Origin of the sequence: Streptomyces roseirectus (genome assembly GCF_014489635.1) — a bacterium.
GTDB lineage: Bacteria > Actinomycetota > Actinomycetes > Streptomycetales > Streptomycetaceae > Streptomyces > Streptomyces roseirectus.
In genome coordinates, this window is sequence record NZ_CP060828.1 from 3,634,646 (window position 1) to 3,647,631 (window position 12,986).

The 12,986-nt window shown below is 71.2% G+C and carries 14 protein-coding genes; 8 read left to right on the forward strand and 6 right to left on the reverse strand.

The window, feature by feature from the left end:
- The first annotated feature begins 35 nt into the window (after positions 1-35).
- Positions 36-758, forward strand: coding sequence for a LamG domain-containing protein (locus tag IAG44_RS15050; RefSeq protein WP_187747634.1), 723 nt, complete (start codon positions 36-38; stop codon positions 756-758).
- A gap of 74 nt (positions 759-832) precedes the next feature.
- Here the strand turns inward: IAG44_RS15050 and IAG44_RS15055 are convergent, their stop codons facing one another.
- The 3 genes from IAG44_RS15055 to IAG44_RS15065 form a co-directional block, all read right to left on the reverse strand.
- A complete protein-coding gene (locus tag IAG44_RS15055; protein ID WP_187747635.1) occupies positions 833-1,102 on the reverse strand; it encodes a TM2 domain-containing protein in 270 nt (89 codons plus the stop codon).
- 235 nt (positions 1,103-1,337) lie between these two features.
- Positions 1,338-1,739 carry a DUF2752 domain-containing protein gene (locus IAG44_RS15060; protein WP_187752694.1) on the reverse strand — a complete coding sequence of 134 codons (402 nt, stop codon included), beginning with the start codon at positions 1,737-1,739 and terminating at the stop codon, positions 1,338-1,340.
- Positions 1,740-1,764: 25 nt separating this feature from the next.
- A complete protein-coding gene (locus IAG44_RS15065) occupies positions 1,765-2,283 on the reverse strand; it encodes a TM2 domain-containing protein (RefSeq protein WP_187747636.1) in 519 nt (172 codons plus the stop codon).
- A 103-nt stretch (positions 2,284-2,386) separates the two neighbouring features.
- Between IAG44_RS15065 and IAG44_RS15070 the strand changes: the two genes are divergently transcribed.
- From IAG44_RS15070 to IAG44_RS15090, 5 genes are all read left to right on the forward strand, one after another.
- Positions 2,387-2,794 carry a VOC family protein gene (locus IAG44_RS15070; protein ID WP_187747637.1) on the forward strand — a complete coding sequence of 136 codons (408 nt, stop codon included), beginning with the start codon at positions 2,387-2,389 and terminating at the stop codon, positions 2,792-2,794.
- Between the two features lie 81 nt (positions 2,795-2,875).
- Positions 2,876-3,289: a hypothetical protein gene (locus IAG44_RS15075; protein WP_187747638.1), complete on the forward strand. Its 414-nt coding sequence runs from the start codon at positions 2,876-2,878 to the stop codon at positions 3,287-3,289.
- Entirely contained in the window at positions 3,286-3,717 is a 432-nt protein-coding gene (locus IAG44_RS15080; RefSeq protein ID WP_187747639.1) for a thiol-disulfide oxidoreductase DCC family protein, read from the forward strand. The genes IAG44_RS15075 and IAG44_RS15080 overlap by 4 nt, the downstream gene beginning before the upstream one ends.
- 10 nt (positions 3,718-3,727) lie before the next feature.
- Positions 3,728-4,471 carry a TetR/AcrR family transcriptional regulator gene (locus IAG44_RS15085; RefSeq protein ID WP_187747640.1) on the forward strand — a complete coding sequence of 248 codons (744 nt, stop codon included), beginning with the start codon at positions 3,728-3,730 and terminating at the stop codon, positions 4,469-4,471.
- 90 nt (positions 4,472-4,561) lie between these two features.
- Positions 4,562-5,155 (forward strand): Uma2 family endonuclease, encoded by a 594-nt coding sequence (locus IAG44_RS15090; RefSeq protein ID WP_187747641.1) that lies wholly within the window; start codon positions 4,562-4,564, stop codon positions 5,153-5,155.
- Here IAG44_RS15090 and IAG44_RS15095 read toward each other — a convergent pair.
- The gene (locus IAG44_RS15095) at positions 5,152-7,548 is read right to left on the reverse strand and encodes an MMPL family transporter (RefSeq protein ID WP_187752695.1); all 2,397 of its coding nucleotides are present in this window, start codon (positions 7,546-7,548) and stop codon (positions 5,152-5,154) included. The genes IAG44_RS15090 and IAG44_RS15095 overlap by 4 nt on opposite strands.
- Positions 7,549-7,721: 173 nt before the next feature.
- Here IAG44_RS15095 and IAG44_RS15100 point away from each other — a divergent pair, with 173 nt between their 5' ends.
- Together IAG44_RS15100 and IAG44_RS15105 are read left to right on the forward strand one after the other, a co-directional pair.
- Complete coding sequence (locus tag IAG44_RS15100; protein ID WP_187747642.1) at positions 7,722-8,411, forward strand: response regulator transcription factor; 690 nt, start codon at positions 7,722-7,724, stop codon at positions 8,409-8,411.
- A 27-nt stretch (positions 8,412-8,438) separates the two neighbouring features.
- Positions 8,439-9,884: a sensor histidine kinase gene (locus IAG44_RS15105; protein ID WP_187747643.1), complete on the forward strand. Its 1,446-nt coding sequence runs from the start codon at positions 8,439-8,441 to the stop codon at positions 9,882-9,884.
- Here the strand turns inward: IAG44_RS15105 and IAG44_RS15110 are convergent.
- Entirely contained in the window at positions 9,881-11,431 is a 1,551-nt protein-coding gene (locus IAG44_RS15110; protein ID WP_187747644.1) for an ABC transporter substrate-binding protein, read from the reverse strand. The genes IAG44_RS15105 and IAG44_RS15110 overlap by 4 nt on opposite strands.
- A gap of 164 nt (positions 11,432-11,595) precedes the next feature.
- Positions 11,596-12,927, reverse strand: coding sequence for a metallophosphoesterase (locus IAG44_RS15115; protein ID WP_187747645.1), 1,332 nt, complete (start codon positions 12,925-12,927; stop codon positions 11,596-11,598).
- Between the last annotated feature and the right edge of the window lie 59 nt (positions 12,928-12,986).

Sequence of the window (12,986 nt, forward strand, 5' to 3'; positions counted from 1 at the left end):
TGATCTGCTTGAGAGTTCAAGCCAGACTCTGCCGCATGGCAATCCTGAGAAAAGCGGCGACGGCCGGACTGGCCCTCGCAGCCGCGCTCTTCGCGATACCCCCCACTGCCTCGGCCTCTCCCGCAGGCGCCTCTCCCGCGTGGACGACGGAGACGTCCGCCGGGAGCACGATCACGGTGGTGCCCAGCACAAGTGGCCGCCCCGGCAAGGAACTTCTCTTCCACACCGAGGGCAACGGCAAGGCGTTCGTCGTCCTGCCGCTCAAGCACCTTCCGGCGAACAGCCTCTGGGCCCGGGTACGGGTGAAGCTGGGGGCCCTGCCGGTCAAGCCGGACTGGGCGCACTGGACGCTCGCGGAGGCGTCCGGCAGCGATTCACCCACGCTGGTGCGGCCGTTGGGCGGTCAGTACGCGCCCACCGACAACGGGAACTTCTACGGCGTCGGCTCGGACCTGGGCCCGACCGGTGACTGGACGAACTGGCGGACCTCGGCGCCGGCCGCCGCGGGCGTCTGGCAGTGCGTGGAGTTCCATCTGGACGCGTCCGACAACAAGGTCACGGTGTACTTCGACGGGGTCGAGAACCCCGACCTGACCGTGTCGACCAAGAGCCACGGCGGGACCTCGGACGACTTCGTGTTCCCCACGTTCGACAAGCTGAAGCTCGGCTGGCAGCTGTACCAGGCGGACCCGAGCCCGTCGTCGTACGACGTGCGGATGTCCGGCATCGCGGTGGGCCCGCGGCGGGCCGGCTGCTGAGCCCGTAGACCCGCGGAGGGGTCCGCCCCTGGGAGAAGATCAGGGGCGGACCCTTGGACCCCGCGGGGGGGGGATCAACCGCGCAGGACCCGGCCCTGCTTGTCCGTGCGGTCGTTGCTGACGAGGAAGATGATCCCGTCGATGAGCGCCCAGAAGCCGAGGCCGCCGCAGGTCAGGAGCTGGGCGATGCCGACGCCGACGCTGCCGACGTAGAACCGGCCGATGCCGAAGCACCCGAGGAAGATCTGGAGGATGCCCGCGACGATCTTCGACTTGTCGGAGTACGAGCGGCCCTGCGGGTCGTAGCCGTAGGGGGCCTCGGGGCCGGGGACGGGGACGGTCATGTGAACTGCTCTCCTGACGGACTGCTGGATGCGAGAACCGGGGAGCGCGCGCACCTGTCAGCGCATGACTCGGCCGTCCCCCCGTGTGAGCGCTGAGCGTAAGTACGGGACGTCACCGAACGACACCTCTGTCGAACTATCGTTCCCGTACCGTGATAAAGCTTTCGCCAACTTCCGATCGGTTCCGGCCACTTCGAAAGCCCCGGTCAACCCGGAAGCGCCGCGCGCAGTCGCGTCAGCGAAGGTTGCGGACGACGGCCCAGACGACCGCGAAGCCCAGGATCAGCACCTGTGTCCGCCCGCCCATCCGGGGTCGCCAGTGCCGTCGGCGCACGGCGCCCTCCCACATCCAGCGGGCCAGCAGCGCGAGTGCGAACGGCGCCGCGAGGAGCAGCGCGCGGTTGTCCAGCCAGGCCGCGCCCCAGCGGCCGTGCATCAGGTCGTACGCCATCCGGGTGCCCCCGCACGCGGGGCAGAGCAGGCCGGTCACCGCCCGGAAGGGGCAGCGCGGCAGCAGGTGTCCCGGTTCGTGCGGGTCGGTGCCGTAGAGGTACGCCGCCCCGGCGGCCCCGGCGACGAGCACCGCGAGGGGGCCGGTCGTCGGGTGCCGCAGGAGGCCCCGCGCGAAGGACGTCATCTTGGAGCCTGCTCCGGGCAGGCTCTCAGCCACGGAGGACCCGGCCCTGCCCGTCCGTCGTGTTGTTGCCGGTCAGCAGGATGATGCCGTCGATCAGGGCCCAGATGCCGAAGCCGCCGCAGGTGAAGAGCTGGGCGAGGCCGAGGCCGACGTGGCCGATGTAGAAGCGGCCGACGCCGAGGGTGCCGAGGACGAGCTGGAGGATGCCGGCGACGATCTTCGACTTGTCGGAGTAGGGGCGCCCGTAGGCGTCGTACCCGTAAGGGGCGTAGGGGTCGCCGGTGTAGGTGCCGGGCGGGACGAAGCCGCCGGGCTGGCCGGGGCCGGGCGGCATCTGGCCCCCGGGGTACCCGTAGCCCTGCGGGGGCGGCGGGTAGGCGCCCTGCGGCGGAGGCGGGTAGCCCTGGCCCTGCGGGGGCTGCTGGTACCCGTAGCCCGGCTGGGGCTGCCCGTAGGGGTTGTCCTGGGGAGGCTGCCCGTAGGGGTTGCCGCCCGGGTAGCCGTATCCCGGCGGCTGGTTGGGCTGCTGCGGCTGTTCCGTCACGGTGGGGCTCCCCCGGGGTCTGACAATCGGATGCACGTCATCTTGCCCGATATCCCTGTGCCGCAGCCCTCGATCCGGTACGGAGTGCACCTATTGTGACGGTATGTCTGATGACGAGTCGTACGACCTTCTCGGGTTCGACAACGTGCTGCTGCCGGTCGGCGACATCGCCGAGGCGGTGCGCTTCTACGAGCGTGCCGGGTTCGCGGTGGGCTTCCGGTTCGACGAGGCCGGGATCGCCCTGCTGAAGGTGGGGCGCGAGACGCCGGGGATCCTGCTGCGCCAGGAGGAGGCGCTGGGCCACCGTCCGCCGCCGTGGGGCTGCACGCGCGTGTGGCTGGAGGTGCCGGACGCGCGCGCGATGGGGCGCAGGCTGACGGCGGCCGGCCTCGCGCCGCTCGACGAACCGGCGTCCGTGGCGACCGGCTGGACGGTCGAGATCGCCGACCCCTGGGGCAACGTCCTCGGCTTCACGGACTACACGAAGCGCCCGGAGCTGGCCCGCCGCTGACACCCGTGTTGAACGTGTTCAAAAATAGGTCTACAGTCACCACATCAGCGTTTTGAACGCGTTCAAGAAAGTGGTGGGGACATGGATCGCACCGTCATCGCGTACGTCGTCTACCTGGCCGTCAGCATCGCGCTGACCGTCTGGGTCGCCCGGACCCTCAGCCGCAACGGGCGGCTGTTCCTCGCGGACGTCCTGAACGGCGACGAGAAGCTCGCCGAGGCGGTGAACCACCTCCTGGTGGTCGGCTTCTACCTCGTCAACCTCGGCTTCGTCGCCCTCTACCTGAGCAGCGACGACGCCCCGGCGAACACCCGGGAGATCTTCGAGGCCCTGTCGACCAAGCTCGGCGTCGTCCTGCTGGTCCTCGGCGCGATGCACCTGGGCAACGTGTACGTCTTCAGCCGCATCCGGCGCCGGGGCCTGCTGGAACGCCGCGAGGTGCCGCCCATCGCGCCGCAGGCGTGGGTCGCGCCGACGAAGCCGGCCCAGGCGTGAACGCCACCGCCACCGCCGCCGCCGACCGGGACGCGCACGGCGTCCCGGTCCGCGGGCTCACCGTCCTGTACGACGCGGACTGCGGCCTGTGCACGGCCCTCAGCGGCTGGCTGGCCCGTCAGCCGCAGCTCGTGCCCCTGGACCTCGTGCCGGCCGGCTCCGACGCCGCGCGGGCGCGCTGCCCCGACCTCGACCACGGAGCGACGCTCGACGAGATCACCGTCGTCGGCGACGGGGGCCAGGTCTACCGGGGCGCCGCCGCCTGGGTCGTCGTCCTGTGGGCCCTGCGCGGGCGGCGGACGCTCGCGCACCGGCTCGCCACGCCGTCCGGGACGCGGCTCGCGCGCGGGATGGTGCTCGCGGCGGCGAAACTCCGTGAGCGCGGGCGGGTGTACGTCTGTGACGGCGGCTCCTGCGCCACTGGTTAGGCTCGCGACCGTGTCCGTGAACAACGACGGCCCCGCGGTGGCCCCCAGCAAGTCCGAGCAGACCCGTGCGCTGATCCTGGAGACCGCGATGCGGCTCTTCCAGGAGCGCGGGTACGACAAGACGACCATGCGGGCCATCGCCCAGGAGGCGGGGGTCTCCGTCGGCAACGCGTACTACTACTTCGCCGGCAAGGAACACCTCATCCAGGGGTTCTACGACCGGCTCGCCGCCGAGCACCGGGCGGCCGTGCGGCCGCTGCTCGCCCGCGAGACCGACTTCGAGGCCCGCCTCGCCGGGGTGCTGCGTCTCTGGCTCGACCTCGCGACGCCGTACCACGAATTCGCCGTCCAGTTCTTCAAGAACGCCGCCGATCCCGACAGTCCGCTGAGTCCCTTCTCACCGGAGTCGGAGCACGCGCGCGAGGAGGCGATCTCCGTGCACCGCGAGATCCTGCGGGGCGCCGCGAAGACCAAGGTCGCCGACGACCTCAAGGACGTCCTCCCCGAGCTGATGTGGCTCTCCCAGATGGGCCTCGTCCTCTACTGGATCTTCGACCGTACGGAGGGCCGCGAACGCAGCTACCGCCTCGCCGAACGCGGCGCCCGCCTCACCGCCCGCGGCGTAGCCCTCTCCCGCTTCCGTGTCCTGCGCCCCCTGGTCCGCGAGGTCCACGAACTCTTCACGGACTTCCTCCCCGGCATGACAAAGCTGCTCCCGAATCCGGGGTCAGAGGTCAAGGGAAAGGGCAAGTGATCGCTTCCGGGTGAACCCGTTCGATCGGGACATCCGGGGGCGGGCCTGCCTACGATGATGCTCTCGACACCAGCCCACAGGAGGCACGCGATGTCCGCAGCATCTGTCGAGCGGCCCCATGGAGACCGTCCGCTGATCGCGGAGGCGAACCGGCTCATGGATCGCAATCCGGGCTACCGCGTCGAGATCATCGGAGGCCAGATCCTCGTGACCCCGCCACCGGACGGCCCGCATGGGGAAGCTCTGATGGACCTCGCCCTGGTCCTCTCCGAAGCCGGTCTGCACAGGGCCGGGTCCAAGATCATCCCGGGTCTCGGCATCTGGTTGCCCGGCACCGAGGACTACGCGATCCCGGACCTCTCCCTGGTCGACGCCGACTATCGGGACCACCGCGCCGAGAACGGCTGCTACGCACCGGTCTGCTTCCGTCTGGTCCTGGAAGTCACCTCCAGCAACTGGAAGACGGACCTGCGCTACAAGGTCAAGGCGTACGCCGCTGCCAAGGTTCCCGTCTATCTCATCGTGGACCGCCATCACCAGCGTCTGCACGTCCTGAGCGACCCCGCCGGGGACGGGTACGAGAACCATCGCCCCTACTCCCCCGGCGAAGTCGCCCCACTGCCCCGCTCCATCGGCACCGACGTCACCGTGGACGTCGCCGCGATCCTCGAAGCCGGGCGCTAACCCACCACCTCCCCCTCCCTCAGCTCCACGTCCTGGACCACCGGTCCCTCGCCCACGTTGACGTGGCGGGCCGACGACCCGTACGCGGGCGCGGTGACCGCCAGGAGGTAGGTGCCCGGGGTGGGGACGGCGAGGATGTAGGAGCCGTCGGCGAGGGTGGTGACGTGGTCGAGCTGGCGGCCTCCGCCGTGGGAGAGGAGGGTGACCGCGGCGCCGCCGACGGGGAGGCCGGCCGTGTCGCGGACGAAGCCGTGGACGACGGAGGAGGGGCCGTCGGGGGCGGCCGGCGGGGTCTCCTGGGGCTCGACCGCGAGGTGGGGCAGGCGCCGGTCCAGCCAGGCCGGCAGCCACCAGTTGGACGTGCCCAGGAGGTGCATCGCCGCCGGCACCAGCGCCGTCCGCAGGACGAACGCGTCGAGGGCGACGGCGACGGCGAGCCCGACGCCCGCCATGGCGGCCCCGGCGTCCCCGCTGAGGACGAACGCGAGGAACACGCACACCATGATGAGCGCGGCGGAGTTGATGACGCGGCTGGTCTCGGCGAGCCCGACGCGCACGGCGCGCGCGTTGTCGCGGGTGTGGACCCACTCCTCGTGCATGCGGCTGACGAGGAACACCTGGTAGTCCATGGAGAGCCCGAACAGCAGCGACAGCATGATCACCGGGAGGAAGGCGTTGATCGGCCCCTCCTTGCCGAGCCCGAGCAGTTCGAGCCCCCAGCCCCACTGGAAGATCGCGACGAGGACCCCGAACGAGGCCGCCGCGGCGACGAGGTTCATCACCGCCGCCGTGAGCGGCACCACCAGCGACCGGAACGCCACCAGGAGCAGCAGGAACCCGAGCCCGATGATCGTGGCGACGAACAGCGGGAGCCGGTCGCCGGTGACGGTCGCGAAGTCCTTGGAGACGGCCGTGACACCCCCTACGTGCGCGTGCGCGCCGGCGTCGGGGATGACCCGGTCGCGCAGGGTGTCGATGAGGTCGTCGGTCTCCCGGGACTGCGGCGACGTCGTGGGGATCACCTGGACGACGGTGACGCCCTGGGCCGGCGGAAGGGCGGCCACGCGCGCGACCCCGTCGGCCGCCTGGATGCCCCGCACGAGCGCGCCCGTGTCACCGCCGTCGGCGACGACCTGGAGGGGCCCGTTGAAGCCGGGCCCGAAGCCCTCGGCGAGGAGGTCGTACGCCTGGCGGGTCGTCGTGGAGGTGTCGTCGTTGCCCTGGTCGGTCGCGCCGAGCCGCAGGGACAGCACGGGCAGCGCGAGGACGACCATGACGGCGAGCGCGAGCGCGGCGATCTTGCGGGGCCCGGCCTGGACGCGCGCCGCCCAGCGCGCCGAGAGCCCGCTGGCCCGCTCCGGCTCGGGCCCTTCGGCGGCGAGCCGGCGCCGCTGCTTGCGGCTGAGCACGCGCGCGCCGAGGAAGCCGAGCAGCGCGGGCAGCAGGGTCGTCGCCGCGAGGACGCTGAGGACGACGGTGAGGGAGGTGCCGATGACGACGCCGTCGAGGAAGCGCAGGTTGGTGACGAGCATCCCGGCGAGCGCGATGCAGACGGTGCCGCCCGCGAAGAGCACCGCGCGCCCGGAGGTGTTGAGGGCGGTGACGGCCGCCTCCTCGGGGTCGAGTCCGCGCAGGACGCCCTTGCGGTGGCGGGTGACGATGAACAGGGCGTAGTCGATGCCGACGCCGAGGCCGATCAGGGTGGCCAACAGCGGGGCGAGGTCGGGGATGTCGGTGGTGTGGCTGAGGAGCTGCGTGCCGAACAGGCCGAGGCCCACGCCGAAGACGGCGATGGCGATCGGCAGGAGCATCGCGAAGAGCGAGCCGAACGCGAGGAACAGGACGATGGCCGCCGCGGCGAGCCCGACCAGCTCGGCAAGGCCCGTGGGCGGCTCCTGGACGCGCTGGATGGCCTGGCCCCCCAGCTCGACCCGCAACCCCTCCTGTTCGGCCGCCTGAGCGGCGTCCACGACTTTCTCGATGAGTTCCTTCGGGATCTCGTTGGCCTGCTGCGTGAACGTCACCTGCGCGTAGGCGATCGTCCCGTCGCGGCTGATCTGCGCGGCCCCCGAGGCGCCCGCGTAGGGGCCGGCGACGTCGCCGACGCCGTCCAGGGCCGCGATCTCCTTCAGCGCGGGTTCGACGCGCTGCCGTACGGCGTCGTCGCGGACCGTGCCTGTGTCGGTCTTCCAGACGACCGTGTCGGTGTCGCCCGCGCGTGCGGGGAACGCCTTCTCCATCAGGTCGTACGCCTTCTTGGAGTCCGTGTCCGGGAGCGAGAAGACGTTCGCGTAGTCGGAGCCGGCCGTCGAAGCCGTGAACCCCATCCCGAACAGTGCCCCCACCCACAGCAACAGGACCACCAGCCGGTGCCGATAGCACCAGCGTGCCAATGCCGCCACGCTTCAACTCCTTTTCTTCTCCGGTCGGTTCGGTCGGTCCCCCAGGTCCTGACGGACAGCATCGACAGGAGCACGCGCGCCTGGACATCCACTGGGCGCGACTCTCAAGGAACTCCAAAGACAAACCCGGGACGGCTGTCGGTGGGGGCGCCGATACTGGGGGCATGACGACGGCCCCGGGCACTGTGCTGGTCGTGGAGGACGAACCGAGCATCGCCGACGTCCTCGCGATCGCCCTGCGTTTCCACGGCTTCGAGGTGATGGTCGCGGGCACGGTCCGCGAGGCCCTGACGCTGGCCGGCCGCACCCGGCCCGACGTCGCGCTGCTCGACGTGATCCTCCCGGACGGCGACGGGCGCGCCCTGGGGCGTGAACTGCGCGCGCGCCGGGCCGACCTGGCGATCGTGTTCCTCACCGCGCGCGACTCGCCCGCCGAGATCGTCGGGGCGCTGTCGTACGGGGACGACTACATCACCAAGCCGTTCGACATCGACGTCGTCGTCGCGCGCGTGGGCGCGGTGCTGCGGCGCACGCGCGCGGACGACGTCCTGCCACAGCGCCCGCCCCTGCGGTACGGGGACCTCGAACTCGACGAGACGACGTACAGCGTGCACCGCGCGGGGCGCACGGTGGAGCTGACGCCGACGGAGTACGCGCTGCTGCGGTTCCTGGTGCGCAACGGCGGGCAGGTCGTGCCGAAGGAGCAACTGCTGCGCCACGTCTGGCAGTACGAGCACACGCCGCCCGAGTCGACCGTCGTCGAGACGTACATCAGCTATCTGCGGCGCAAACTGGCCGCCCTGGGGCCGCCGTTGATCACGACGCGGCGCGGGGTCGGGTACGGGCTGGCGTGACGGGGTTGGTGTGAGGGGACTGGTGTGATGGGGCTCCCGCGCGCGTGGGCGATGCGTTCCCTGCGGGTGAAGCTGACGCTGGCGAATGTGGCGCTGCTGGCGCTGGGGATCACCGCGGCGACCGCCGTCAGCCTGATGGCGATGCGGCACTACCTGATCGGACAGATCGACTCGGGGCTGACCAAGACGCGGGCCTCCCTGGAGAGTTCGCAGCTCACTCTGCGGGACATCGACTCGTTGACCGTCCTGGCGTTCATCCGCGACCAGATGCAGCCCGAGCGGGCTCAGGAGCCGTCGACCCCGGACTCCGTGTTCGCCGTCCTCGACGAGCGGGGGAACGCGCTGCCGCTGTTCGGGGTCGGGCCGACCGAGCCGCAGAAGGGGATCGCCGAGGCCGTCGGGCCGCCCGCGGAACTCGTGCGCGGCAGCACACCCCAGGACGTCGAGCTGCACGGCGCCCCCTACCGGGCGACGGCCACACGCCTGAAGGACGGCACGGTCATCGTGATGGCGGCCTCCGCCGACGGCCTGCACAAGGGCATGGCGAAGGCGCTGAAGGCCGATCTCGCCGTCGGGGGGCTGCTGCTGGCGCTGCTCGCGTGTCTGACGCTGTTCAGCGTGCGGCGGCGGATGCAGCCCCTTGAGGACATGGTCGAGACGTCGTCGGCGATCGCCGAGGGTGATCTGACGCGGCGGGTGCCCTCCAGCCGGGAGGCGACGCAGGAGGTGGAGCAGCTGCGGCTGGCCCTCAACTCGATGCTGCACCAGGTCGAGACGGCCCACCGTACGCGCGAGCGCAGCGCGGCCCAGTTGCGCAGTTTCGTCGCGGACGCGTCCCACGAGCTGCGGACGCCGCTGGCGGCGATCCGGGGCTATCTCCAGCTGTACGACCGGGGGATGCTGCGCGAGGAGGGCGAGCGGCGGCGCGCCTGGGACCGGATGAACGCCGAGGTGGACCGCATGGGGCGGCTGGTGGACGAACTCCTCACGCTGGCCCGCCTCGACCAGCACCCCGAGCTGCGGCTGCGCCCGGTGGACGTCGCCCGCCTGGTCCGTGACGCGGCGCAGGACCTGCGCGCCCAGCAGCCGGCGCGGCCCCTGACGGTGGACGCCTCCGGCGCCGTCTTCCTGCACGCCGACGAGTCGGGCCTGCGCCAGATCCTCGGCAACCTGCTCTCCAACGTGCGCACCCACACCCCGCCGGACGTCCCCGTGCACCTGTCGGTGTGCCGGACGGACACCGGGGTGACCCTGCGGGTGGCCGACAAGGGCCCGGGGCTGGAGCCCGACAGCGCCGCCCGCGTCTTCGACCGCTTCTTCCGCACCGGCACCGCCGCCGGCAGCGGCCTGGGCCTCGCGATCGTCCAGGGCGTCGCCGAGGCCCACGACGGGACCGTCACCGTCGAGACGGCCCCGGGAGAGGGCCTGACGGTGACGGTCGAGCTACCGGAGCGCCCGCGGGAGTGCTCCTAGATCCAGTTGAGGCTCCACAGGCGGAACACGCCGTTGCCGTCGGCCAGGTACTGGCTGCCGCCGACGTCCTCGGTGGCGACGACGTACTCCTTGCGCTGCCACAGCGGGATGACGGGGACGTCCTGGGCGACGTCGTCCTGGAGGCGGCGGAAGTCGGTGGAGACGCGGCTGCGGTCGGCGTACTGCTGGCTGGAGAGGATGAGCTTGTCGACGGCCTTGCTGCTGTAGCCGGTGTTCATGGTGGAGCCGGTGCCGACGAGGGGGGCGGCGAAGGTGTCGGCGTCCGGGTAGTCGGCGACCCAGCCGACGGCGTACGCGTCGAGCTTGCCGTCGGCCCACTGCTTCTTGAACTCGGACCACTCGTAGCCCTTGACGTCCACCTTGAACAGGCCGCCCGCTTCGAGCTGGCGTTTCAGCTCGGCGGCCTCCGGCTCGGCCGCGCCGCGCTTTCCGTAGCCGTAGGTGAACGTGACGGGGGTGCTGACACCGGCCGCCTTCAGGAGCTGCTTGGCCTTGTCGACGTCCGGCTGGGGGTAGGCGTCGAAGAACGACGTGGAGTGCCCGGTGATGCCGGTCGGGATCAGCGAGTACAGGGGCTCGACGGTGCCGTCGTAGACGGACGTGGCGATCTCCTGGCGGTTGACGAGCCAGGCGAGGGCGCGGCGCACGCGCTCGTCGCGCAGGGGGGAACCCTCGCGGACGTTGAAGTACAGGTTGCGCGTCTCGGAGCTCTCGGCCTCGGTGACCCGCTGGGTGGTGTCGCTGGCGCTGAGCGACGCGAGCATCTTGGGCGGCAGCTGGCGGGTGGCGACGGAGACCTCCCCCGCCTTCCAGGCCGCCTGGAGCTTCGCGGAGTCCGCGTAGTACCGCAGCTCGACGGGCTTGCCCGCCTTGAAGGCGCCCTTGTAGCTGCCGTTGGGCTCAAGGGTGATCTTCTCGTCCTTGGTGTACCCGGTGAGCGTGTACGGGCCGGTGCCGTCGGCGCCGTCGTCCGTACGGACCTTGTTCTCGGGGTACTTGGTGCTGTCGACGATCGCGCCGACGCCGGTCGCCAGCTTGAACGGGAACGTCGCGTCCCCGGACGACAGCCGGAAGACGACGTTGTCACCGTCCGTGTCGACGGACTTGAGGTTGGACAGCAGGGGCGCCGGACCGACCGGGGAGTTGATCGCCTTGATCCGGTCGATGGAGTACTTGACGTCCTTGACGGTGACCTTGCGCCCGCTCGGGAACTTCAGGTCGTCGCGCAGTTCGCACTGGTACGTCGTCAGCCCGCCGCCCTCGAAGCCGCAGCTCTTGGCCGCGTCCGGGACGGGCTCGACGCCGCCCGGCTCGTACGTGAGCAGCGACTGGTAGATGTTGCTGTAGAGCGCCCAGGAGCCCGAGTCGTAGGCACCCGCCGGGTCGAGCGAGGTGATCGAGTCCGTCGTCCCGACCACGATGGTCTTGTCGTTGTCGCCGCTGGACGGCAGCAACTGCCACCCGCCCACGCCGACGGCGGCCAGTACGGCGACCGCCGCGATGATCCGCATGCGAACAGATCGCATGGTGGTGCCCTGCCTCCCCAGGCCCGCCGAGGGGCCCAGTGCTTACGAGAAATAGGCCACTCCCTCAAGTGGCCGGGTCACCTAATCACACACGCTTTCACCCAGGGAAGGCTAATCGGATGAGATGAGGGAGAACTTACCCGAACAGTTGTTTCGGTCCGGTTTCAGGCCTGACGGGACGCCAGCTCGATCACGGTGACGTCGGACTGCGCGCCCACGCGCGTGGGCATGCCCCAGGCGCCCGCGCCGTTGGAGACGTACAGCTGGGTGTCCTCGTACCGCTCCAGGCCGGAGACCGTGGGGTTGGCCGCCGCCGCGATGTAGTTGCCGGGCCACAGCTGGCCCCCGTGCGTATGGCCGGAGAGCTGGAGGTCGACGCCGTGGTCGACGGCGTCGTGGATCTGCACGGGCTGGTGGGCAAGGAGCACGCACGTGCGCGCGGTGTCGCGGTCGCCGAGCGCCTTCGCGAAGTCCGGGCCCTGGCCCTCGCTCTCGCCCGCGAGGTCGTTGACCCCGGCCAGGTCGAACCACGGGAGTTCGGTGCGCTGGTTCTCCAGCGGGCGCAGGCCCAGGCGGCGCACCTCGTCGACCCACTGCTCGGCGCCGGAGAAGTACTCGTGGTTGCCGGTGACGAAGTAGCTGCCGTGCCGGGCTCTGAGCTGCGCGAGCGGCGCCGCCGCCGGGCCGAGGTCCTTCACACTGCCGTCGACCAGGTCGCCGACGACCGCGATCAGGTCGGGCTGCGTGCCGTTGATCGTGTCGACGACCTTCTGCGCGAAACCCCGGCCCAGGACCGGGCCGAGGTGGACGTCACTGACGACGGCGATCCGGTAACCGTGCGCGGCACGCGGCAGCTTCGCCAGGGGGACCGTGACGCGTTTCACCTTCGGGCCGCGCAGGACGCCGTAGGTGCCGTAGCCGACGGTGGTCACGGCGGCGGCCGCCGCGGCGCCGGCGACGACTCGGGAGACGAAGAGGCGGCGGGTGGGGGTGGCGAGGGGGGAGGGAGCAGACGTGGTCGCTGGTTCAGGGGCCGTCGGGCCGGAGGCCGTCTGGGGCGGTTCAGGGGCCGGGGAGACGTCTGGGGTGGCCGGGACCTCGGAGAGGGTGCGGGCGGGCTCCTGGGGGGCCTTCAGGGGCTCGGAGGCGGGGCTGGAGGCGGGGTCGGCGGTGCGGCGGGCCGTCCGGCGTTCCAGGAACAGCCGCAACAGCGGACGTACGGCCTCGCCCGCCACCAGCGCCAGCAGCAGGTACATCGCCACGGCCAGCCACAGGAAGCCCGGCCAGGCCAGGACGCGCTGGAGCCAGAACGGGGCGCCCGCGCGCTCGGCGACCAGGGCCGAGATCGCGAGGATCCAGCCGGCCGCGATCAGGACGGCGCCCCCTCGGCGCGCCCAGCCCGGACCCCGGGTCGTGTCGCGGAAGAGCCGGCGCCACAGGTACCAGTTGCCGGCCACCAGGACACCGAGCACGAGCACACCGAAGACGATCACCATGACTGACGTAAACCCCTTGTTCCCACGGTCACTTGAGTGACGGTCACTTGTGTGGCTCG

Excerpts from the sequence above, each read along its gene's own strand:
- IAG44_RS15050 (WP_187747634.1), top strand. The coding sequence starts at position 36 with ATGGCAATCCTGAGAAAAGCGGCGACGGCCGGACTGGCCCTCGCAGCC.
- IAG44_RS15055 (WP_187747635.1), bottom strand. The coding sequence starts at position 1,102 with ATGACCGTCCCCGTCCCCGGCCCCGAGGCCCCCTACGGCTACGACCCG.
- IAG44_RS15060 (WP_187752694.1), bottom strand. The coding sequence starts at position 1,739 with ATGACGTCCTTCGCGCGGGGCCTCCTGCGGCACCCGACGACCGGCCCC.
- IAG44_RS15070 (WP_187747637.1), top strand. The coding sequence starts at position 2,387 with ATGTCTGATGACGAGTCGTACGACCTTCTCGGGTTCGACAACGTGCTG.
- IAG44_RS15075 (WP_187747638.1), top strand. The coding sequence starts at position 2,876 with ATGGATCGCACCGTCATCGCGTACGTCGTCTACCTGGCCGTCAGCATC.
- IAG44_RS15090 (WP_187747641.1), top strand. The coding sequence starts at position 4,562 with ATGTCCGCAGCATCTGTCGAGCGGCCCCATGGAGACCGTCCGCTGATC.
- IAG44_RS15100 (WP_187747642.1), top strand. The coding sequence starts at position 7,722 with ATGACGACGGCCCCGGGCACTGTGCTGGTCGTGGAGGACGAACCGAGC.
- IAG44_RS15105 (WP_187747643.1), top strand. The coding sequence starts at position 8,439 with ATGGGGCTCCCGCGCGCGTGGGCGATGCGTTCCCTGCGGGTGAAGCTG.
- IAG44_RS15110 (WP_187747644.1), bottom strand. The coding sequence starts at position 11,431 with ATGCGATCTGTTCGCATGCGGATCATCGCGGCGGTCGCCGTACTGGCC.
- IAG44_RS15115 (WP_187747645.1), bottom strand. The coding sequence starts at position 12,927 with ATGGTGATCGTCTTCGGTGTGCTCGTGCTCGGTGTCCTGGTGGCCGGC.